This is a genomic window from Acidovorax sp. Leaf160 (assembly GCF_001424265.1).
Taxonomy (GTDB): domain Bacteria; phylum Pseudomonadota; class Gammaproteobacteria; order Burkholderiales; family Burkholderiaceae_C; genus Paracidovorax.
The window spans coordinates 19,854-40,861 of the sequence record NZ_LMOV01000004.1 but is presented as its reverse complement, the minus strand read 5'-3'; the positions used below and the strand labels follow the sequence as shown (position 1 = coordinate 40,861).

Genomic DNA, 21,008 nt, shown 5'->3' with positions numbered 1-21,008 from the left:
TGTCCGGGCCGGGGCCGCCGTGCCCGGGCCGACCGGCCGCACCGGCTGCGTCTCCCTTCCCGCACCGCGCAGCGGGCGAGAGAAGGGGGGAGGGCACGCAGGGCCTCAGGGCGATGCTCTTCATGACAACCAGCGTTTCCTGCGCTTGTAGTGCTTGATGTCCTTGAAGCTCTTCGCTTCGCCGCCGCCGCCCATGCCGAGGTAGAACTCGCGCACGTCGGGGTCGTTCGCCAGCCGCTGGGCGCTGCCATCGATCACGATCTTGCCGTTCTCCATGATGTAGCCGCGGTGCGCCACGGCCAGCGCCACGGTGGCGTTCTGCTCCACCAGCAGCATGCTGGTGCCGCGCTCGGCGTTGATGCGGGCGATGATGGTGAAGATGTCCTCCACCAGCTTGGGGCTGAGGCCCAGCGAGGGCTCGTCCAGCAGGATCAGCTGGGGCTGCGCGATGAGCGCGCGGCCGATGGCCAGCATCTGCTGCTCGCCACCCGACAGATAGCCGGCCAGGCCCTTGCGGCGCTCGTGCAGGCGTGGGAAGTAGCTGTAGACGAGGTCGAAGTCCGGCGCCACCTGGCCCCGGCCGGTGAGGGCGTAGGTGGAGGCGATCAGGTTCTCCTCCACCGTCAGGTCCTCGAAGACGCGGCGGCCCTCCATGACGTGGCTGAGGCCGCTGCGCACCAGGTTCTGCGGCGCCAGGGCCGCCGTGTCCTCGCCGTTGAACCGGATGCTGCCGGACTCCAGCGCGCCGTCCTCCAGCGCGAGCAGGCCCGAGACGGCCTTGAGCGTGGTGCTCTTGCCCGCGCCGTTGCTGCCCAGCAAGGCCACGATCTGCCCGCGCGGCACGGCCAGCGACAGGCCGCGCAGCGCCTGCACCACCTTGTTGTAGATGACCTCGATGTTGTTGACTTCGAGGATGTGGGTGGGGTCGGCGTTTGTCATGGGCACTACCGACAGGTCGTTGCGCACGTCGAGCCGGCTGCGTTGGTTGCACGGCCAGCGCGCGGGGCACCGGGCAAGGGCCGCCCCGCTGCGAGGGTGCCGCCCCCCTTCCCGCAGCGCGGAGCGGTGCGGGAGAAGGGAAAAGCGGCGAAGCCGCTCAGGGGGATGGTCCGCATCAGAGCTTGATCCAGTCCGAGGCCGCGACCATCTTCTGCGCCTTCATGTCGGCGCGATAGACCCGCCCCACCGGGATGGAGTTGCCGGCGATGGTGATCGGCACGCCGATCAGGCCGCCGGTGTCGAAGTCCTTGATGCTGTTGAGCGCGGCCTTGAGGTTCTTGCCGTCGAGCGGCTTGCCCGCATCCAGGCATCGCCTGGCGGATTCGACGAACAGCATCGCGGCGAGAAAGCCCTGCGTGTAGGCCGTGCTCTGGTAATCCGGGCGCATCTGGCGGATCTTCTCCAGCATGGGCGCCTTCTCGGTGTCGTAGTAGTAGCGGTAGGGCATCACGCCCATGAAGCCGTCGGCGGCCTCGCCCATCTTCATGACGGTGGAGCTGTCCATCGTCCAGAAGGTGCCCATCCATTGGCTGGTCATGCCCTGCTGCCGGCCCTGGGTGATGAACTCCGGAATGGGCGCGAGGATGTAGCCGTGGAAGATGGTGTAGTCGGGCGCTGCGCGGCGCAGCTTGATGACCTCGCCCGAGACGTCCACGCTGCCCGCGGGGGTCATGATCTTGATCGGCACCGACAGGCCGAGCGCCTTGGCGGCGGCCTCGCTGCGCTCGATGGGGTCGCGGCCGAACTCGGAGTCCGAATAGACGAAGGCGACCTTGGCGCCGGGCTTTTCCTTGGCGATGTGCTTGAGCAGGATGCCGAACATCTCCGTGTAGTCGGGCCCCACGAGGAATTGGTTCGGGTACTTCTTCGGGTCGTTCAGTTCGGAGGCGAACGAGGCGCCCCCCATCAGGATCGCGCCGTTGCGGTCCAGCTCGGGGTTGATGGTCTTGGCGAAGCCGGTGGAATCGCCGTAGTAGAGGTTGACCTTGTTCTGGCTGGTGATCTTCTTGAACGCAGCCACCGACACATCGACCTTGTAGCCCGTATCCTCTGGCACGTAGCGGACCTTGCGGCCCTTGATGCCGCCCGCGTCGTTGACGATCTTCACGTAGTCCTGGATGCCGGCATTGATGCCCACGCCGGCGAAGGCAAACACGCCCGTCATGGGGATGGAGCCGCCGATGACGATGTCGTCTCCGGCCTGTGCCAGCACCGACAGCGGGTGCGCCAGTGCGGCGGCCGCCGCCGCACCGAGCACGAGGCTGCGGCGCTGCGGGGAGGTCGGCTGCTGCGGGAAAGTGCCTTGCTGTTCCATGGTTGTCTGTCTCCTGGAGTGTTGTCAGTTGCGGAAAGGCCAGAGATGGAAGAAACGGCGGATGCGCCGCCACACTTCGGCCAGGCCGTGGGGCTCGAAGACGAGAAAGCCGATGATCAGCAGGCCGAAGATGACGGTGCGCACCGGCGAGAGGAAGACGGTCAGCTCGTTGCCGCCGGGCAGCAGGTCGACCACCAGCTTGAGCAGCTCGGGCACCATGGTCATGAAGACGGCACCCAGGATGCCGCCCAGGATCGAGCCCATGCCGCCGACGATGATGGCCGCGAGAAAGAAGATCGACATCAGCAGCGGAAAGCTCTCGGGCGTGACGACACGGAAGAAATACGCCCACAGCCCGCCCGCCACGCCGGCGTAGAACGACGACAGGCCGAACGACAGCAGCTTGTAGCGCAAGAGCGGAATGCCCAGCACCTCGGCCGAGATGTCGCGGTCACGGATGGCGATGAAGGCCCGGCCCACGCGCGTGCGGAACAGGTTGGCCGCGCCCAGCAGCATCAGCACGGTGACCGGCACGATCACCCAGTAGAGGCGGAACGAGGTGTCGAGCGGCAGGCCGAAGAGCCGGGCCGGTGGAACGCTCAGGCCGGCCGTGCCGCCGGTGAACTTCCAGTTGGCGAAGATGAAATGCGCGATGAACGACGCGGCGATGGTGGCGATGGCCAGGTACAGCCCCTTCACGCGCAGCGAGGGAATGCCCACCACGATGCCGCCCAGCATGGCGACGATGCCGCCGGCCAGCAGGTTGAGCAGGAAGGGCGTGCCCAGGCGCGTTTCCAGCACGGCCACGGTGTAGGCGCCCAGGCCCATGAATGCGGCCTGCCCCAGGCTCACCAGGCCGGTGTAGCCGGTCAGGATGTTGAGCCCGGTGGCGCTGGCGACGTTGATGCTGACCAGGCACGCCAGGTACAGCCAGTAGTCGCTGGCCATGAAGGGAAACAGCAGCAGCAGGGCGGCCGCCACGGCCAGCCAGACCTTCTGCGTGCGCGAGTCGAACAGCGCCGCATCGGCGACGTAGGACTCCTTCAGGGTGCCGATGCGCATCAGGCCTCCTGCCGCGACACGCCGGGGGCGGCCGGCGCCTGCCCGGAGGTGGGTGAATGGACGAAGTGACGACCGTGGGCACGCATGGTTTCAAAGCCTTTCGATCTCGTGGGTGCCGAACAGGCCGTAGGGCCGCACCAGCAGCACGGCCACGAGCACGATGAAGGTGGCCAGCAACTTGTATTCGCCGCCCAGGTAGGCGCCAGCGAGCGCTTCGATCAGGCCGATGAGCAGGCCGCCGACCAGGGCGCCCAGCACGCTGTCGAGCCCGCCCACGATCACCACCACCAGCACCGACAGGCCGAACACGCCCATGCTCGACGAGATGCCGCCGATGGAGCCGACGATGATTCCGGAGACGGCCGCGATCATGGCGGACACCACCCAGGCGAGCGAGAAGACGCGCGGCACGTTGATGCCCACCGAATACGCCGCCGCCTGGTCGCTGGCCGTGGCCCGCAGCGCCACGCCGCCGCGCCAGAAGCGGAACACCAGCAGCACGGCGGCGATGAACACCACGGCCACCACCGCGCCCCAGGCGACCTTGGGCGCCAGGAAGGCGTCGCCGATGACGATGGGCCGGGTGGGCATGAAGTCGATCAGGCGGCGCTGGTCGGCCGTCCAGATCATCTCCACCAGCCCCACCAGCACGGACGCCAGCCCGACGGTGACCATGAAGACGGAGATGGGCGGCTCGCCGAGCAGCGGCCGGATCATGGTGCGCTCGATCAGCGCGCCCAGCAGCCCGGTGCCGATCACCGCCGCGGGAATGGCAATCCACAGCGGCAGCGCGAACATCGAGGCGAAGGTGAAGAACAGGTAGGCGCCCACCATCAGGAGCTCGCCGATGGCGATGTTCACCACGCGGGTGGCCTTGTAGACCATGACGAAGGCCAGCGCCGCCAGCGCATACAGCCCGCCACCCGCCATCCCGGTGAGGCTGATCTCGAAGAGATAGGCCCAGTCCATCACACCGCCCCCTGCAGCACGGGCGCGGCGGCATGGCCGCCGTGCAGCCGGGCGCGCAGGTCGCCCACGTCGCCCGAGCCCAGGTAGGCGCGGATCACCTCGGGGTCGGCCTGCACGGCAGCCGGCGTGCCCTGGGCGATGACCTGGCCGAAGTTGAGCACCACCACGTGGTCCGACAGGTCCATCACCATGCCCATGTCGTGCTCCACCATGAGCACCGTGACGCCCCACTCCTCGCGCACGTCGAGGATGAACCGCGCCATGTCCTCGGTTTCCTCCCGGTTCATGCCGGCGACGGGTTCGTCCAGCATGAGGATCTTCGGCTGCATGGCCAGCGCGCGGGCCATTTCCACCCGCTTCTGCAGACCGTAGGGCAGGGCCGCCACCGGCGCGTGGCGGATGTGGTCGATCTCGAGGAAGTCGATGATCCGCTCCTCGATGTCGGCACGCAGCGCGGCCTCCTCGCGGCGGGCGCGGCCGAGGTAGAAGAGCGCGTCGAGCACGTTGCTCTTGAGGTGGGCGTGGCGGCCGAGCTTGATGTTGTCCAGCACCGTCATGCCGCGAAAGAGCGCGATGTTTTGGAAGCTGCGGCCCAGGCCGCGCCTGGCGCGCTGCGGCGCGGGCACGCCGGTGATGTCTTCGCCCTGGAAGCGGATCTGCCCGGCCGTGGGACGGTAGAAGCCCGAGATGGTGTTGAACAGCGATGTCTTGCCCGCGCCGTTCGGGCCGATCACGGCAGTGATCGAGCCCGGCTGCACGCCGAAGCTGACGCCCGTGAGCGCCTTCACGCCACCGAAGGCCAGCGTCACACCGTCCACCTGCAGCAAGGGGTCGGGCGATGCGTCGCCTTGGGCGCCTCCAGCCTGTTGTCTCGTCTCCATCGGCTTCCTCTACGGGTTTTTGCGAACCGGACGGGGGTCTACTGGTACGTAGACTTCTTACTTGTGAGTAGATTCTGGAGTGCACCCCACCATGCGACATTGGTACTTTCCCGCTGACACTGACGCATGACGCCATCTGCCAGAAAGAAGAAACGAGTGGCCTCCGCCACCCCGGTGGCCTCGCCCTGGGCCGATGCCCCGGCGCGTGCCGAGCAGCGCGAAGCCAAGCGCGATGCCGTGCTGTCCACCGCTGCGCAGCTCTTCAACGAGCGCGGTTTTCATGCCACGTCGCTCGACGACATCGCGGCGCGGCTGCACGTCAGCAAGCCCACGCTCTATTACTACGTCAAGAACAAGGACGAGATCCTGCTGCAGTGCGTGCGGCGCGGGCTCACCATGACGCTGGAGGGCATCGAGGCCTCGCGGCAGGCGGGTGGCAAGGCCATCGACCAGTTGCAGGCGTGCATGCGCGTCTATGCGCGCATCGTCACCATGGACTTCGGCATGTGCCTCATCCGCGTGGGCGACGAGCAGGTGCCGGCCGAAAGCCGCAAGGAGCTGCGCCGGCTGAAGTCGTCCATCGACCAGGAGTTCCGGCGCCTGGTGGCGGCGGGCGTGCAGGAAGGGTCGGTGGCGGAGTGCGACCCGAAGATGACGGCCTTCGTCATTGCCGGGGCGCTGAGCTGGATCGGCCGCTGGTACCAGCCTGGCGGCGAATACAGCGCCGACGAGGTGGCGGAAAAATGCATCGCGACGCTGCTGGCCGGCGTTCTGCGGCACCCGACCCCTTAGGGCGCCACCGGCACCGGGGCGCTGGACGAACCTGCCCCCGGGTTCACGCTCTTTTCAGGCCTCTGCGCTGACTGCACCAGCGCAGGCAGCTATCAAAACAATAGCGTCAAGCCCGTGGCGGCCCGGCCAGGTCATCGAGGATCGGGCACTCCGGCCGCCCATCCCCCTGGCAGCAGCCCACCAGCGCCTGCAGCGAGCGCTGCATGGCCTGCATGGCGGCGATGCGCTGGCCCAGGTCGTCGATGTGGGCCTGCGCGATCTGCTTGACCTGGGCGCTGGCGCGGTGCTGGTCCTGCCAGAGGCCGAGCAGGGTGGCGATCTCCTGGATGGAAAAGCCCAGGTCGCGCGCGCGGCGGATGAAGCGCAGGGTGTGGACGTCGGACTCGGTGTACTGCCGGTAGCCGCTGTCGGTGCGGGCCACGCCGGCCAACAGGCCCAGCGACTCATAGTGGCGCAGCATGCGCGGCGACACGCCGGCGCGCTCGGCGGCGGTGCTGATGGGCACCGGCCAGCCGAAGGCGGAGGTGGGGGTCGACGTCGCGGTGGCCTCGGCGCGGCGGCCGCTGCGCCTGCTGCGCTCGGCGGGCGGAGCGGCGCTCATGCCGCGACGGTGTAGCCCTCTTCGGTGATGGCGGCGGCCAGCGCCTTGCGCGGGTGGTCGCTCTCCACCGCGACGCGGCCGGTGGGCAGATCGACCTGCACGCTGGCATCGGTGTCGACCTGGCGCACCGCATGGACCACGGCGCGCTCGCAGTGGCCGCAGGTCATGCCCTGGACTTGGAAGGTGTGTTGCATGGAGGTCTCCTGAAAAGTGGCGGATGGGCGAGTGTCAACCTTGCCATCATGTCAAAGTCAAGCCGCGCGGCTTGCCGGACAGGGCCTCGGGTGGCCCTTGACCTTGCCATGGCGTCAAGGTTCAAGATGCCGCCATGACTGCTGCCTCCTCCCCCATCCCCGCGCCCGTCCAGCCCCTCTCCGCGACGACACCCGCCACGCTGGACCTGGGCATTGCCGGCATGACCTGCGCCAGCTGCGTGGGCCGCGTCGAGCGGGCCTTGCGCAAGGTGCCCGGCGTGCAGGACGCCACCGTGAACCTGGCGACCGAGCGCGCCCACATCGCCTACGTCGCGCCCTCCGGCGACGCGGGCGCCGGCGCTGGCGCGGACATGGGCGCCGTGCTGCGCCGCGCGGTGCGCAACGCGGGCTACGAGCCGCGGTCGCTGCAGGACCAGGCGGCCGATGCGGCCGAGGGCGATGCATCGCCCTGGGCAGGCTTCGGCCCGGTGGCGGCGGGCCTGCTGCTGTCGGCGCCGCTGGTGCTGCCGATGGTGCTGGACCTGCTGCCCGCCAGCCTGACGGGAATGACCGGCAGCGCGCATGCCCTGCTGCCGCCCTGGCTGCAGTTCGCGCTGGCGGCACCGGTGCAGTTCGTGCTGGGCGCGCGCTTCTACCGGGCGGGCTGGCATGCGGCGCGGGCGCTGTCGGGCAACATGGACCTGCTGGTGGCGCTGGGCACCAGCGCCGGCTTCGGCCTGTCGCTGTGGCTCACCGCCGCGCCCGGGCATGCGCCGCACCTCTACTTCGAGGCGTCGGCCGTGGTCATCACGCTGGTGCTGCTGGGCAAATGGCTGGAGGCCCGCGCCAAGCGGCAGACGACCGCCGCCATCCGCGCGCTGCACGCCCTGCGGCCCGACGTGGCGCACCTGCTGGGGCGGGACGGCGAGGTGGACGTGCCCGTGGCCGAGGTGATGGCGGGCGACCGCATCGTGGTACGGCCGGGCGAGCGCGTGCCGGTGGACGGCGTGGTGCAGGAAGGCGCCACGCAGGTGGACGAGTCGATGCTGACCGGCGAGCCCCTGCCGGTGGCGCGTGCGGCGGGCGATGCGCTCACCGGCGGCTCGGTCAACGGCGACGGACGCGTGCTGCTGCAGGTGACGGCCGTCGGGGCAGAGACGGTGCTGGCCCGCATCATCCGGCTGGTGGAAGACGCCCAGGCCGCCAAGGCGCCCATCCAGCGGCTGGTGGACAAGGTGGCGGCCGTCTTCGTGCCGGTGGTGCTGGTGATCGCCCTGCTGACGCTGCTGGGCTGGCTGGCGGCCGGCGCGGGCGCCGAGGCCGCGCTGGTGCATGCCGTGGCGGTGCTGGTGATCGCCTGCCCCTGCGCGCTGGGGCTGGCCACGCCGGCCGCCATCATGGCCGGCACGGGCGCAGCCGCGCGCGAAGGCATCCTGATCAAGGACGCCGAGGCGCTGGAGCGTGCCCACCGGGTCGATACGGTGGCCTTCGACAAGACCGGCACGCTGACTGCGGGCCGGCCACGGCTGACGGCGATGGTTCTCGCGCCGGAAGGGGCCCCGGCCCCCACGGCCGCAGCAGGCGAAGCCGCCGTGCTGGCTGCCGTGGCGGGCGTGCAGGCCGGCAGCGAGCACCCGCTGGCCCGTGCCGCCCTCGAAGCCGCCCGCAGCCGCGGCGTGACCCCGCCCCCGGGCGACGCGGTGACGGCAGTGGCCGCCGTGCCCGGCCGGGGCACCGAAGGCACGGTGCACGGCGAGCGGTGGGTGGTCGGCAGCCTGCGCTGGATGCAGGAGCTGGGCGCGCCGCTCGGCCCGCTGGCGGACCGCGCCGCCGCGCTGCAGGGGGAGGGCGCCACGGTATCGGCCGTGGCCCGGCAGGACGCGGCGGGCCGCAGCGCCTGGATGGTGCGCGCGCTGCTGGCCTTCGGCGACGAACCCAAGCCGGGCGCCCGCGAGGCGCTGGCTGCGCTGCGCGCACGCGGGCTGCGCACGGTGATGATTTCGGGCGACAACCGGGGCGCGGCCGAAGCGATGGCCCGCCGCCTGGGGCTGGACCCGGAGGCGGGAGAAGTGCTGGCCGAGGTGCTGCCCGAAGGGAAGGCCGCCGCCGTGGCCGGGTTGCAGCGCGGCGCTGCGGGCCCGGCTGGCGGCACGGTTTCGCGCGCCCTGGGCACCCTGGGCGCCCCGGCCAACACCGCCGACACGGCCGAACCAGCCGAACCAGCGATGGGGCAGGGTGCCAGCGCCTCGGCCTCCCCCCGCCGCATCGTCGCCATGGTGGGCGATGGCGTCAATGACGCACCGGCGCTGGCGGCGGCCGACGTGGGCCTGGCCATGGGCAACGGCACCGACGTGGCGATGCACGCGGCCGGCATCACCCTGATGCGCGGCGACCCGCGGCTGGTGGCGGCGGCTCTGGACATCTCGGCGCGCACGGTGGCGAAGATCCGCCAGAACCTGTTCTGGGCCTTCATCTACAACGTGGCCGGCATTCCCCTGGCGGCCCTGGGCTATCTGAGCCCGGTGATGGCGGGGGCGGCCATGGCGCTGAGTTCGCTGAGTGTGATGGCGAACGCATTGCTATTGAAGCGCTGGCGCGTTTGATAGTTACATTGCCCCGACGGGCGTCTTGTCTGGCAAACTGCAACTAAATGTCAATAGCACTTCTTGGTGCTTGACACGGCATCGGCACGCCCGCATCGCCGGCCCACCCATCACCCTACAGGACGACAGTCATGAATTTCTTCAGCCTCATGAGGCGTTTCACCATCCGTTTCCGCATGATCGGTGCCATAGCGGTCGTACTGGTGTTGCTGGGGCTGCTGGGGGGCGCGGGCATGCTCGGCATGTTCCGCATCCACGACATGAGCGAGGAGTTCATCGCCAACGAGTACACGGCCATCGGCCATCTGGCGCAGCTGCGGGGCGAGATGGGTGCCATTCGCCAGAACGAGAAGGACATGATCATCCAGTACGAAAAGCCCGAGGGCGTGAAGGCGGCCCACGCGCAATGGATGGGCGCGCTGGAGCGGGCCAAGAAGATCACGGCCGGGCTGCAGCAGACCTCGGCAGGGGCCCGGGACGACGTGGCCGCCGGCATCGCCAAGCGGCTGGACAGCTACCGCGACCAGTTCGCCCATGTGGCGCGCCAGCTGGAAGCGGGCGGCTACGACACCGCCACCATCGCCTATCGCATGAGCGGCAAGGCCATCGCCGAATTCGCCGAGGCGGACAAGCAGCTCGCCGCGCTGGATGCCAGCCTGCGGGCCGACGTGCAGGGAGTGATCGACCAGCAGAACGGCATTTCCGCCCAGACCAAGTGGCTGTTCCTGCTGGCGGTGCTGATCACCGTGCTGGTGGTGGTCCCGCTCACGCTGCTGAACATGGTGTCCATCGTGCGCCCCATGGTCACCGCGCGCAGCCTGGCCCAGTCGATCGCCAGCGGCGACCTGTCGCAGCGCCTGCAGGTGGAAGGCCAGGACGAAGTGGCCGACCTGCAGCGCTCGCTGGTGGACATGCAGAACCGCCTGGCCGCGCTGGTCGGGCAGGTGCGCGACGCGAGCGGCAACATCGCCACCGCCAGCGCCGAGATCGCCACCGGCAACCAGGATCTGTCCTCCCGCACCGAGCAGACGGCCAGCAACGCGCAGGAAGCCGTGGGCTCGCTCTCGCAGCTCACCGCCACGGTGCAGCAGACGGCGTCGTCGTCGCAGGTGGCCAACCAGCTGGTCAGTTCGGCCTCCGGCATCGCCACGCGCAGCGGCTCGGTGGTGCAGCAGGCCATTTCCAGCATGCACGAGATCTCGACCTCCAGCCGCAAGATCGGCGACATCATCGGCGTGATCGACGGCATTGCTTTCCAGACCAACATCCTGGCGCTGAACGCCGCCGTGGAAGCGGCGCGGGCCGGCGAGCAGGGCCGGGGCTTCGCGGTGGTGGCGGGCGAGGTGCGCAGCCTGGCGCAGCGCAGCGCCGAGGCGGCCAAGGAGATCAAGAGCCTGATCGGCTCCAGCGTGACGGCGGTGAACGGCGGCGTGCGCCACGTGGAAGACGCCGGCCGGGCCATGACCGAGATCGTGGACAGCGTGCAGCGCGTCTCCGACATCATCGGCGAGATCAACGCGGCCGCCACCGAGCAGGCGGGCGGCATCGGCCAGGTCAACGGCTCGGTGGGCGAGATCGACCGCATGACGCAACAGAACGCGGCCCTGGTGGAAGAATCCGCCGCCGCAGCCGAATCGCTGCGCGAGCAGGCCGCCCGGCTCTCGCAGATCGTGCAGCAGTTCCACCTGGGCGACAGCGGCAGCACCGCCCACGCAGTGCCCCAGCCCGCCAGCCGCGTGCTGGCCGGCGCGGGCCGCGAGCCGGCGCTGCTGCCGGCCTGAAGGCGCCAGCGGCCCGGGTGGCCGCTGCTCCACCTGCAAAGCACAACGCCCGGACCGATGCGATCGGTCCGGGCGTTTTTTGTTGGCGGAGCGCCAGGAGCACGCTTCATGCATCCGGCGCGGCGCCGGCATCGCCTGCGGGCGATGCGCCGAAGGCTTGTCAGCCAGCCAGTTCCTGCGACCAGCCCGCATACCAGTCGCGGAACAGCTGGTACTGGTTCTGGGCGTAATGGCGCTGCGCGTCGGTCAGCACGTCGGTCTCGTTGAAGTGCAGCGTGTATTCCTGTTGGCCGTTGAGCACCAGCAGGTACTTGTAGTAGAGCACCAGGTCGGAGCCCTCGTCGAAGGAGGAGAGCACGGCCAGGGCGGCTTCCAGCTCGCGGGCCTGGCGGCGCGCCACCACGTCGCCCTTCGCGGCCTTCTTGCACAGGTCCACCAGCTGCAGCACCTCGCGCGGCAGGGCGTTGCCGATGCCGGTGATCGCGCCGGTGGCGCCGCAATTGACGAAGCCGTGGAACACCTGCGTGTCCACGCCCACCATCAGCGTCACGTTCTCGTCCTGCGAGGTGATGTTTTCCGCCGCGTAGCGCAGGTCGGCGGCGCCGCCGAATTCCTTGAAGCCGATCAGGTTCGGGTGGGCGGCGCGCAACTCGAAGAACAGGTCGGCGCGCGTGGCGAAGCCGTAGTAGGGGCTGTTGTAGATCACGGCCGGCAGTTGCGGCGCAGCCGCGAGGATGGCCGAGAAGTGCGCCTTCTGCGCGGTGGCGGAACTGCCACGCGACAGTACCCGGGGAATCACCATCAAGCCGTGCGCGCCGACCTCGGCCGCATGCGCGGCATGCGACACCGCTTCGCGCGAATTGACCGCACCGGTGCCGACGATGGTGGGGACGCCGGCGGCCACCAGGCGGGCTACACCTTCCTGCCGCTGCGCTTCGCTCAGGAGGGGCCAGTCGCCCATGGAGCCGCAATAGACGACGGCGCTCATGCCGGCATCGATCAGCGCGCGGCCCTGCGCCACCAGGGCGTCGTAGTCGGGCTGGCGGTCGGGCGTGCACGGGGTCATGAGCGCGGGGATGGTGCCGGTGAAGATGTTGTCGGTCATAAGGTTCTGCCAGTTGAAACAATCGGATCGGCCCACGGGCCGGGAAAATTGACTGCCTTTTAATAGGCTGTAAATATATTAGCGATATGCCGGAACCGAGCATAGGGTCTGCGCGCTTTTTGCACAAGCACCGAGCGCGCAACGGTGGCGAACGCGCCGGAATAGATTCGCGATATATTGCTGCAGCACCTGCCTGCCCGATTCCACCGACCCCCACGTTCATCCCCATGTCCTCCCCCGGCAAGAAGAAGCTCTCCGCCAAGCCGACGCCCAAGCGCCGGGCCGCCGACATCGCCTACGACAAGATCGAGTCGCTCATCGCTCGGCTGGAGATCGCCCCGGGCACACCAGTCGTGGAGGCCGACATTGCCGAGATGACCGGCCTGGGCCGGACTCCGGTGCGCGAGGCGCTGATGCGCATGGTGTCGATCGGGCTGGTCGCGCAGCAGCCGCGGCGTGGCCTGGTGGTCTCCAGCATCGACGTGTCCGACCATCTCGACGTGGTCGAGACGCGCCGCGTGCTGGAGCGGCTGATCGCCTCGGCCTCGGCCCGCCGGGCCACACCCGAGCAGCGCAAGGCACTGGTGGCGGCGGCGCAGAAGATGATGAAGGCGGCCGAGAAGGACAACCTCGATGCCTACATGCAGGCCGACCAGGAGCTCGACCACATCAACCATGCTGCCTGCGGCAACGCATCGGCGGTCGGTGCGGTGCTGCCGCTGGTGGTGCAGTGCCGACGCTTCTGGTATGCCTACCAGCACGAGGGCGAGATCAGCGAAGGCGCGCAGGCCCACCTCGCGATGGCCGAAGCGATCGCCTCCAGCGACGCCGCCGCCGCCGAGGAGGGCGCCGAGCAATTGATGCGCTATCTGGCTCGCTTCACGCACCGCATCATCAATTCCTGAGCAGTGAGAGAAGGGGCGGCGCCCCGGACCCTGGCACATCCGGTGGTGGAGGTGGTGAGGCGAGGCGCTTTCTGGGGCTCTGCGGCGGATGCGGCCCGAGCGTCAGAGCTTGGCGCCCACCGCCCGCAGTTCGGCGATCTGCGGCGCCTTGGGCAGCCAGAGCTTGTCGAACGCCTCGATGGCCGGCGTGGTGTCGAAGTTGCTCAGTTCGCGGATCGCGATCGGCTCCTTGCGCAGCTTCTCCAGCAGGCCCGCCTCGGTCATGACGATGTCGCTGATCTGCGCATCCAGCACCTGGGCCGTCAGTTGGCGGATCAGGTCCCGGTCCTTGGCGTCGAGCGTCTGCCAGACGCGGCCGGAGAACAGCGGCGCGAAGGGCATGAACAGCGCGTTCATCGGCATCATGACCTTGGAGACCTTGTCGAAACGCTGGTTCCACGAGAACTCGACGTCGGCTTCCAGACCGTCGACCTGGCCGTTGGTCATCGCGTCGAACACCGCCGGGGTCGGGATCGGCGTGGGTGCCGCGCCGAAGTACTGGTAGAAGTCGCGGTAGACCGGCGTGGGATTGATGCGCAGCTTCAGGCCCTTCAGGTCGTTGGGCGTCTTGATGTCCTTGGTGGAGAACACCACCCGCATGCCGGTGATGCCCCAGCCGAGGCCGACGCAGCCGGTCTCGCGCGGCAGCACTTCCAGCAACTTGAGCGCCGCGGGCATCTTGACCAGCTTGCCGGCAGCGGCCGTGGAGCGCACCAGGTAGGGCGCATTGATCGAGGCCACGCTGGGCACTCGGGTGCCCAATTCGGCGGCCTGGATCCAGCCCATGTCGAGGGCGCCGGACTGCATCTGCTGCATCATCACCGACTCGTTGCCGAGCTGGCCCGAGTGGAACACGGTGACCGTCAGCCGGCCATCGGTGGCCTTCTTGAGTTCGTTGCCGAACTGCAGCGCGGCGCGGTTCCAGGAGTGACCCGCCGGCGTGATCACGCCCAGGCGGAATTCCTTGGGGGCGGCGGCGCGAGACGGGGTCACGAACGCCAGGGGCGCGGCGGCGGCGGCCGAGGCCTGGAGGAAATGGCGGCGGTTCAAGGGCATGGCGTGCTCCGGGATGACGATGGGGGAACGAAATCGGAAACGAAAACGGGCGAGCGCAGAGGGCGGGCCTACTTCAGCAGGCCGAGCGACAGGCTCGGGAACAGCGAGAGCATCACCAGCGCGACGCAGCTGATGATGAAGAAGGGCAGGGTGACGATGAACATCTTCCCGGGCTTGGCGCCGGTCACCGCGGAGGCGACGAAGAAGCTCAGCCCCACCGGCGGCGTCATCAGCCCCAGCACCAGGTTGATCACGATCACCACACCGAAGTGGCGCGGGTCGATGTGGTAGACCTCGGTCGCGATCGGCAGCAGGATCGGCGCGGTCATGATGAGGCCCGGGATGCCGTCGATCACGGTGCCGATCACCAGCAGGATCACATTGACCAGCAGCAGGAAGGTGATCGGGTCCTTGGCCACGGTCTGGATCCATTCGGCGACCACCTGCGGCACCTTGCCGTAGATCAGCAGCCACGAGAACACCGACGCGGCGGCCACCAGGAACAGCACGATGGCGGAATAGATGCCCGAGCGCAGCATGATCGCGCCCAGGTCGCCGAGCCTGAATTCGCGGGTCACGTAGCGGCCCACCAGCACCGCGCTCACCGCGCCCACGGCGGCGGCCTCGGTGGGGTTGGCCAGGCCGGTCAGGATCGAGCCCACGATCACCAGCGGGATCAACAGCGTCGGGCTCGACACCAGCACGGTGTGGGCACGCTGGCGCAGCGTGCGCCTGGGGCTGCGCGGGTAGTTGTAGATGAAGCCCATGCCGGCGATCACCACGAAGAACAGTACCGTCAGCAGGACGCCGGGCAGGATGCCCGCGATCAGCATGTCGCCCACCGCCACCTGCGCCAGCACGCTGTAGACCACGAACATCACCGAGGGCGGGATGATCGGGCCCAGCATGCCGCCGTAGACCGTCAGGCCTGCGGCGAACGTCTTGTCGTAGCCCTGCTTCTCCATCTCGGGCACCATCACCTGCGCCATGATCGCGACCTGCGCGGTGGCCGAGCCGATGATCGACGACACCAGCATGTTGGCCAGGATGTTGACGTAGGCGAGGCCGCCCTTGACCGAGCCGACGAAGGCCATCGACAGGTCGACCAGCCGGCGCGTGATGCCGCCGCTGTTCATCACCTCGCCGATCAGGATGAAGAGGGGGATCGCGATCAGCCCGTAGCTGTCGACGCCCGCGAACATCTGCGTCGCGTAGGACTGCAGCAGCACCGGGTTCTCGATGCTGTAGATGTAGAAGATGCCGGAGAGGCACAGGCACAGGCCGATCGGCACGCCGACCAGCATGATGGCCACGAAGAAGAGCGAGGTCATCATGTCAGTTCACCGCTTCCGGATTGGCGGCGTCGAAGGCCGGGTGTTTGCGTTGCGGCGCCAGGCGCAAGTCTTCCAGCAGGTTGGCCAGGGCGTGCAGGCTCATGCAGAGCGCGAAGATCGGCATGATCAGCTGCAGCACCCACATCGGCCATTCCAGCGTCTGCGTGTGCTCGGTGTAGAGGAAGTTGAAGGACTCGGCCGCGTATTCCTTGGCGTCGAAGCCCTTGCGCGCGATGCCGATCGGGTCCATCCAGATCCAGCACATGGCCAGCAGCGCCAGCGCGAAGAGCAGCACGCCGGAGGTCGCCATCACCTTGGCGACGCGGGCGCTGCGCGGGCCCAGCTTGTCGGTGAGCATGGTGACCGCGAAGTCCATGCGCAGCCGCGTCATCGCCGAAGCGCCCACGAAGGTGAGCCAGACCACCGCGTAGACCGAGGCCTCGTCCACCCAGTAGAGCGGCATGCCGGAATAGCGCGTGACCACGTTGAGCAGCACCAGCACGGTGAGCAGTGTCATCAGGCCGGCGATGAGCCACCGCTCCAGGCCGAGCAGCGCGCCGGAGGCATCGAGGACCCAGCGCACCACAAGGTGCGGCGGGGTGGTGGGAGATGGGCTGTCGGAGGCTTCCATGGGCGGCATGCGATGGTGCGGTTCGTCCGTTTGAAGATACGGTGGATATATTTGTGGTATTGCCGAAAGCAAGTTGGATGCCAGACCGTGCGGCTGGAACGCCCTGGCCTCAGCCACTAATATATTTACAGTATTCTGCGGAGGCATCAGCGTAAACCATGCCTAGCGGCCCATTCGGTTCTGTGACAAGCGAGTGAGCTGCATGCACCGCGCCCGTGCGAATGGCCCCACAGGGGTGCGAACACGCCCTGGAAGTGACATCAAGCTGCTGCCATGTGGGGTCAGGCCCCCGCGCGGGCCGCCAGCCAGGGCTGCCGCCGGACGAAGGCAAAGGCGAAGGCAGCCTCGACGGCCGCGCGCCGTGCCAAAGAAAAACGCCCGGACCGATCGGATCGGTCCGGGCGTTAGGGCGATGAACGCCGGGGCTCAGGCCACGCCGACGCCGGGCGCCACCGGGTCGGGCGCCTGCCCTTTCCTGGGCCCGAACCAGGCCACGTAGAGCGCCGGCAGCACCACCAGCGTGAGCATGGTGGCCGTCACCAGCCCGCCGATGACCACGATGGCCAGGGGCCGCTGCGTCTCCGACCCGATCTCGTGCGAGAGCGCCATGGGCAGGAGGCCGAGCATGGCCAGCATCGCCGTCATGAGCACCGTGCGCAGGCGCTGCATGGAGCCCTGGCGCACGGCCTCGACCACGCTGGCGCCGCCGGCCTGCAGCTGCTGGAAGACCGAGAGCATCACCACGCCGTTGAGCACGGCCTGGCCCGAGAGCGCGATGAAGCCGATGGCGGCGGACACCGACAGCGGGATGCCGAAGATCCAGAGCGCCACGAAGCCGCCGATGAGCGCCAGGGGCACGTTCAGCAGGATGAGCGAGGCCATCTTCACCGACTTGAAGGCGTCGAACAGCAGCACGAAGATCAAGAGCAGCGAGATGGGCACGACCACCGAGAGGCGCTTCATGGCGCGTTCCTGGTTCTCGAACTCGCCCGACCAGTTGACCTGGTAGTTGTCCGGGATCTTCACGTTCTTCTCGACGCGCGACTTCATGTCGGCCACGACGGAGCCCATGTCGCGCCCGGCGATGAAGATGCCGATGGCCGTGGTGCGGCGGCCGGCCTCGCGGGCGATGTTCATGGCGCCCGAGCTTTCGCGGATCTTCGCGACATCGCCCAGCTGCACATAGCCGCCGTCCGGCGTGGCGATGGGCGTGCGCGGCAGGTTGGCGATGGTGCGCTCGTCCGAGGGCAGGCGCACGGCCACGGCGAACTTGCGCTCGCCTTCCCAGAGGTTGGTGGCGGCCTTGCCGGCCAGGGCCGCCTCGATCACGTCCTGGATGTCGCTCACGTTGAGGCCGTAGCGCGCAGCGCGGTCGCGGTCGATGTCGATCAGCAGCTGCGGCACCTGGCCTTCGCGGTCGATCTCGGCGCGGGCCACGCCCTGCACCTGCTTGACCTCGCGGGCGATCTCTTCCGTGATGCGCTTCATTTCCACCAGGTCGTCACCCGCGAGCTTGATCACGATCTGCCCCTTGATCTGGGAGATCGATTCGAGCACGTTGTCGCGGATGGGCTGCGAGAACGCCGGGTCGATGCCGGGGATGGCGGAGAGCGCGCGGCCCATTTCCTCGGTGATCTTCGCGCGCGTCATGCCGGCGCGCCACTGGTCCTCGGGTTTGAGGTCCACGAAGATTTCGGCCATGGAGATGGTCTTGGGGTCGGTGCCGTCCTCGGGCTGGCCGGCCTTGGAGACGGTGGTGCGCACCTCGGGCACCGACAGCAGCGCCTTGCGCGCCATGCGCAGGATGCGCGAGGCCTCGGCGGTGGAGACGTTGGGCGAGAGGCTGAAGTTCACCCAGGTCGTGCCTTCGTCGAGCTCGGGCAGGAATTCCGAGCCCAGGCGCGCGGCCGCCACCATGGCCAGGCCGAACACGGCCAGCGCGATGACGACCACCGTGCGGCGGCGCTCCAGCGCCCAGTCGAGCACCGGGGCGTAGATGCGCTTGGCGCGCGTCACCACGCGGTTGTCGCCGTGGGGTAGCTTGCGGCGCAGCAGCCAGTAGGCCAGCAGCGGCACCAGCGTGAGCGAGAAGATCAGCGAGCCGATGAGGGCCGTGGTGACCGACAGCGCCATGGGCTGGAAGATGCGGCCTTCGTGCCGCTGCAGCGCGAAGATGGGGATGTGCGCCGCGATGATGATGAGCATCGAAAAGAGCGTGGGCCGGCCCACTTCGCCGGCCGCTTCGATGATGGTGTCGCGCCGGTCGCGCTCGTCCATGTTCTCGCCGCGCTCGGCCAGGCGGTGCATGATGTTCTCGATCACGATCACCGCGCCGTCCACGATGATGCCGAAGTCCATCGCGCCCAGGCTCAGCAGGTTGGCCGGCACGCCCATGATCTTCAGGCCCATGAAGGTGGAGAGCAGCGCGAGCGGGATGATGACCACCACGGCCAGGCTGGCGCGCAGGTTCGACAAAAAGATGTAGAGCACCAGCGACACCAGCAGCGCGCCTTCCACCAGGTTGTGGAACACGGTGGTGAGGGTCTTGTCCATGAGCCAAGTGCGGTCGTAGAAGGGCACGATCTTCACGCCCGGCGGCAGGCCGCGTTCGTTCAGCTGGGCGATCTTGTCCTTCACGCCCTTGAGCACCACGCTCGGGTTCTCGCCTTTGCGCATCACCACGATGCCGGTGACGATGTCGTCGTCCTGGTCCTGGCCCACCACGCCGAGCTGGGGCACGGCGCCGATGCGCACCTGGGCGATGTCGCGGATCAGCACCGGCGTGCCGTTGCGCGATGCCACGACGATGCGGCCGATGTCCTCGGCCGAGCGCAGCAGGCCCAGGCCGCGGATGGTGTACTGCTGCGCGCCCTGCGCCACGTAGCTGCCGCCCGCGTTGGCGTTGCCGCGGCCCAGCACGTCCAGCAGGTTCTGGAAGCTCACCTTGTACGCGCGCAGCTTGTCCATGTCGGGCTGCACTTCGTACTGCTTGATCGCGCCGCCCATGGCGACCACGTCGGCCACGCCGGGCACCTGGCGCAGCGCGCGCTCCACCGTCCAGTCTTCTAGGGTGCGGATATCGGTGGTGGTGAGGCCGTCGCCCTTCAGGCGGTAGCGCATGATCTCGCCCACCGGCGTGGCGTTGGGCGCGATCTCGGCCTGCACGCCCTGCGGCAGGTCGATGGTGGAGAGCCGCTCGGCCACCTGCTGGCGCACGATGTTCACGTTGGCCGCGTCGTCATACGTGACCACGGTGAACGACAGCCCGAACTGCGTGTGCGAGAACACGCGGATGGAGTTGGGCAGGCCGGCCAGCGCGGTCTCGATGGGCAGCGTGACCTGCTTTTCGACTTCTTCCGGCGCGCGGCCGGGAAAGAGCGCGATCACGGTGACCTGCGTGTCGGTCACGTCGGGGAAGGCTTCCACCGACAGGTTCTTGAAGGCGATGACGCCGGCCAGCGCGAACAGCAGCGTGCCCAGCACGATGAAGAGCGGCTGGTGCAGCGCGTAATGGATCAGGCGCTTCATGGGGTCGTCTTCTTCGCGGCGGCGGCGTCTTCGGTCATGGACTGGAACTGCCGGGACAGCAGCAGCGCGTTCTGGTTCACCACGGCATCGCCGGGCTGCAGGCCGCTGGCCACGATGACCTCGGCCGGGCCTTCCTGGGCCAGCTCGACCTTGCGCGGCTCGAACACGCCGGGCTCGCGGCGCACGTAGACCACGTGCTGGACACCGTCGAGCACGATGGCGGTGGCGGGCACCATCACGCCGCCGGCACGGCTTTCCTGCACGCGCGCGGTGGCCAGCATCTCGGCCTTCAGCCGGCGGTCGGGGTTGGGCACCACGCCGCGCACCTTGATCGTGCGCGTGCCGGGGTCGATGGCATCGGCCGTGGCCGTGACCTTGCCGGTGAACGTGGCGCCGGGGTAGGCCGGCACCTGCAGCGCGATCGGGTCGCCGGGGCGCAGCGAGGCCAGGTCGCTTTCGCGCGCGTCGATCTGCACCCAGAGCGAGGTCGGGTCGGTCACCACGAAGAGCGCGGGGCCGGACTGGTCGGGCCGCACTTCCTGGCCGGGGTTGAGGTTGCGCTCCACCACCACGCCGCCCATGCCGGCCGAGAGGGCCAGCTGCTGGTTCACGCCGCTGGCGCTGCCGTAGAGGCGCGTGCGGGCCGCGGCGCGGGCCACTTCGGCTTGGGCGCCTGCCGCATCGGCCTGGGCCTGCTCCAGGTCCTTGCGGGCGATGATGCCGGCCTCGAACAGCTCGCGCTGGCGCTTGAGCGATTGCTGCGCCAGCGACTGGCCGGCCTGCGCCTTGGCGGTGTCGGCCTGGGCCTGGCCGAAATCGGGCGAGGCCAGCAGGGCCAGCGGTGCGCCGGCCTTGACCGGCTGGCCCAGGTCGGCCTGGATGCTGGTGATGCGGCCGGCGAAGGCCGGATAGATGCGCTGGGTGCGCTCCTCGTTCCAGACCAGCCGGGCGGGCAGGTCCACCGCCATGTCCTTGGCGGCGTGGGCGTCCACCGTGCCCAGCAGGGCGAGCTGCGGATGGCCGGAGGGAAAGCGCAGCTGGCCCGACTGGATGACCGGCGGTGCCGGTTCGGGCGGTGCGGCGGCGGCATCGGCGCCGGATTTGCCGCAGCCGGGCAGCAGGGCGCAGGCGGCGCCCAGGGCAGCGACGGCCACCAGGCCGCGCACGGCGCGGCGCCGCGTGGAAGGGGAGGGGTGTTGCACCATCATGGTCG

The 21,008-nt window shown here is 68.9% G+C and carries 17 protein-coding genes; 4 read left to right on the top strand and 13 right to left on the bottom strand.

Annotated elements, in window-relative coordinates; genetic code table 11:
• Positions 1-120: 120 nt before the first annotated feature.
• The 5 genes from ASF94_RS03895 to ASF94_RS03875 all read right to left on the bottom strand — a co-directional run bounded on the left by ASF94_RS03895 (position 121) and on the right by ASF94_RS03875 (position 5,226).
• Entirely contained in the window at positions 121-939 is an 819-nt protein-coding gene (locus ASF94_RS03895) for an ABC transporter ATP-binding protein (protein ID WP_056661865.1), read from the bottom strand.
• Between the two features lie 175 nt (positions 940-1,114).
• On the bottom strand, positions 1,115-2,314 hold the full coding sequence (locus ASF94_RS03890) for an ABC transporter substrate-binding protein (RefSeq protein WP_056661863.1): 1,200 nt from the start codon (positions 2,312-2,314) through the stop codon (positions 1,115-1,117).
• A gap of 24 nt (positions 2,315-2,338) precedes the next feature.
• Entirely contained in the window at positions 2,339-3,376 is a 1,038-nt protein-coding gene (locus tag ASF94_RS03885; RefSeq protein WP_056661860.1) for a branched-chain amino acid ABC transporter permease, read from the bottom strand.
• Positions 3,377-3,466: 90 nt separating this feature from the next.
• On the bottom strand, positions 3,467-4,345 hold the full coding sequence (locus tag ASF94_RS03880; RefSeq protein WP_056661855.1) for a branched-chain amino acid ABC transporter permease: 879 nt from the start codon (positions 4,343-4,345) through the stop codon (positions 3,467-3,469).
• Complete coding sequence (locus ASF94_RS03875; protein WP_056661852.1) at positions 4,345-5,226, bottom strand: ABC transporter ATP-binding protein; 882 nt, start codon at positions 5,224-5,226, stop codon at positions 4,345-4,347. Before ASF94_RS03875 ends, ASF94_RS03880 begins: the two co-directional genes overlap by 1 nt.
• Before the next feature lie 126 nt (positions 5,227-5,352).
• On the opposite strand from ASF94_RS03875, the gene ASF94_RS03870 reads away from it, so the two are divergent.
• A complete protein-coding gene (locus tag ASF94_RS03870) occupies positions 5,353-6,018 on the top strand; it encodes a TetR/AcrR family transcriptional regulator (protein WP_056661849.1) in 666 nt (221 codons plus the stop codon).
• A gap of 106 nt (positions 6,019-6,124) precedes the next feature.
• Here ASF94_RS03870 and cueR read toward each other — a convergent pair whose 3' ends face one another.
• Both cueR and ASF94_RS03860 read right to left on the bottom strand, forming a co-directional pair.
• Positions 6,125-6,619, bottom strand: coding sequence for a Cu(I)-responsive transcriptional regulator (gene cueR, locus ASF94_RS03865; protein ID WP_056661846.1), 495 nt, complete (start codon positions 6,617-6,619; stop codon positions 6,125-6,127).
• Positions 6,616-6,813 (bottom strand): heavy-metal-associated domain-containing protein, encoded by a 198-nt coding sequence (locus ASF94_RS03860; RefSeq protein ID WP_056661843.1) that lies wholly within the window; start codon positions 6,811-6,813, stop codon positions 6,616-6,618. The genes cueR and ASF94_RS03860 overlap by 4 nt, the downstream gene beginning before the upstream one ends.
• Before the next feature lie 134 nt (positions 6,814-6,947).
• Here ASF94_RS03860 and ASF94_RS03855 point away from each other — a divergent pair, with 134 nt between their 5' ends.
• Positions 6,948-9,416, top strand: coding sequence for a cation-translocating P-type ATPase (locus tag ASF94_RS03855; RefSeq protein WP_056661840.1), 2,469 nt, complete (start codon positions 6,948-6,950; stop codon positions 9,414-9,416).
• Positions 9,417-9,547: 131 nt separating this feature from the next.
• Entirely contained in the window at positions 9,548-11,197 is a 1,650-nt protein-coding gene (locus ASF94_RS03850; protein ID WP_056661837.1) for a methyl-accepting chemotaxis protein, read from the top strand.
• Positions 11,198-11,357: 160 nt separating this feature from the next.
• Here the strand turns inward: ASF94_RS03850 and ASF94_RS03845 are convergent, their stop codons facing one another.
• On the bottom strand, positions 11,358-12,302 hold the full coding sequence (locus tag ASF94_RS03845; RefSeq protein WP_056661834.1) for a dihydrodipicolinate synthase family protein: 945 nt from the start codon (positions 12,300-12,302) through the stop codon (positions 11,358-11,360).
• A 227-nt stretch (positions 12,303-12,529) separates the two neighbouring features.
• Here ASF94_RS03845 and ASF94_RS03840 point away from each other — a divergent pair, with 227 nt between their 5' ends.
• Positions 12,530-13,207, top strand: coding sequence for a GntR family transcriptional regulator (locus tag ASF94_RS03840; protein WP_056661830.1), 678 nt, complete (start codon positions 12,530-12,532; stop codon positions 13,205-13,207).
• A 102-nt stretch (positions 13,208-13,309) separates the two neighbouring features.
• Here the strand turns inward: ASF94_RS03840 and ASF94_RS03835 are convergent, their stop codons facing one another.
• From ASF94_RS03835 to ASF94_RS03815, 5 genes are all read right to left on the bottom strand, one after another.
• On the bottom strand, positions 13,310-14,302 hold the full coding sequence (locus ASF94_RS03835; protein WP_056661829.1) for a TRAP transporter substrate-binding protein: 993 nt from the start codon (positions 14,300-14,302) through the stop codon (positions 13,310-13,312).
• 68 nt (positions 14,303-14,370) lie between these two features.
• Positions 14,371-15,636 (bottom strand): TRAP transporter large permease, encoded by a 1,266-nt coding sequence (locus tag ASF94_RS03830; protein WP_056661826.1) that lies wholly within the window; start codon positions 15,634-15,636, stop codon positions 14,371-14,373.
• A gap of 1 nt (position 15,637) precedes the next feature.
• Positions 15,638-16,267: a TRAP transporter small permease gene (locus ASF94_RS03825; RefSeq protein ID WP_162244626.1), complete on the bottom strand. Its 630-nt coding sequence runs from the start codon at positions 16,265-16,267 to the stop codon at positions 15,638-15,640.
• A gap of 426 nt (positions 16,268-16,693) precedes the next feature.
• On the bottom strand, positions 16,694-19,795 hold the full coding sequence (locus ASF94_RS03820) for an efflux RND transporter permease subunit (RefSeq protein ID WP_056661821.1): 3,102 nt from the start codon (positions 19,793-19,795) through the stop codon (positions 16,694-16,696).
• Positions 19,792-21,003, bottom strand: a complete 1,212-nt coding sequence (locus tag ASF94_RS03815; RefSeq protein WP_056661818.1) for an efflux RND transporter periplasmic adaptor subunit — start codon at positions 21,001-21,003, stop codon at positions 19,792-19,794. Before ASF94_RS03815 ends, ASF94_RS03820 begins: the two co-directional genes overlap by 4 nt.
• Between the last annotated feature and the right edge of the window lie 5 nt (positions 21,004-21,008).

Coding starts and splice junctions, on each gene's coding strand:
- ASF94_RS03850 (WP_056661837.1), top strand. CDS start 9,548: ATGAATTTCTTCAGCCTCATGAGGCGTTTCACCATCCGTTTCCGCATG.
- ASF94_RS03895 (WP_056661865.1), bottom strand. CDS start 939: ATGACAAACGCCGACCCCACCCACATCCTCGAAGTCAACAACATCGAG.
- ASF94_RS03870 (WP_056661849.1), top strand. CDS start 5,353: ATGACGCCATCTGCCAGAAAGAAGAAACGAGTGGCCTCCGCCACCCCG.
- ASF94_RS03840 (WP_056661830.1), top strand. CDS start 12,530: ATGTCCTCCCCCGGCAAGAAGAAGCTCTCCGCCAAGCCGACGCCCAAG.
- ASF94_RS03860 (WP_056661843.1), bottom strand. CDS start 6,813: ATGCAACACACCTTCCAAGTCCAGGGCATGACCTGCGGCCACTGCGAG.
- ASF94_RS03820 (WP_056661821.1), bottom strand. CDS start 19,795: ATGAAGCGCCTGATCCATTACGCGCTGCACCAGCCGCTCTTCATCGTG.
- ASF94_RS03875 (WP_056661852.1), bottom strand. CDS start 5,226: ATGGAGACGAGACAACAGGCTGGAGGCGCCCAAGGCGACGCATCGCCC.
- ASF94_RS03830 (WP_056661826.1), bottom strand. CDS start 15,636: ATGATGACCTCGCTCTTCTTCGTGGCCATCATGCTGGTCGGCGTGCCG.
- ASF94_RS03855 (WP_056661840.1), top strand. CDS start 6,948: ATGACTGCTGCCTCCTCCCCCATCCCCGCGCCCGTCCAGCCCCTCTCC.
- ASF94_RS03845 (WP_056661834.1), bottom strand. CDS start 12,302: ATGACCGACAACATCTTCACCGGCACCATCCCCGCGCTCATGACCCCG.
- ASF94_RS03815 (WP_056661818.1), bottom strand. CDS start 21,003: ATGATGGTGCAACACCCCTCCCCTTCCACGCGGCGCCGCGCCGTGCGC.
- ASF94_RS03890 (WP_056661863.1), bottom strand. CDS start 2,314: ATGGAACAGCAAGGCACTTTCCCGCAGCAGCCGACCTCCCCGCAGCGC.
- ASF94_RS03825 (WP_162244626.1), bottom strand. CDS start 16,267: ATGGAAGCCTCCGACAGCCCATCTCCCACCACCCCGCCGCACCTTGTG.
- ASF94_RS03885 (WP_056661860.1), bottom strand. CDS start 3,376: ATGCGCATCGGCACCCTGAAGGAGTCCTACGTCGCCGATGCGGCGCTG.
- ASF94_RS03835 (WP_056661829.1), bottom strand. CDS start 14,302: ATGCCCTTGAACCGCCGCCATTTCCTCCAGGCCTCGGCCGCCGCCGCC.
- cueR (WP_056661846.1), bottom strand. CDS start 6,619: ATGAGCGCCGCTCCGCCCGCCGAGCGCAGCAGGCGCAGCGGCCGCCGC.
- ASF94_RS03880 (WP_056661855.1), bottom strand. CDS start 4,345: ATGGACTGGGCCTATCTCTTCGAGATCAGCCTCACCGGGATGGCGGGT.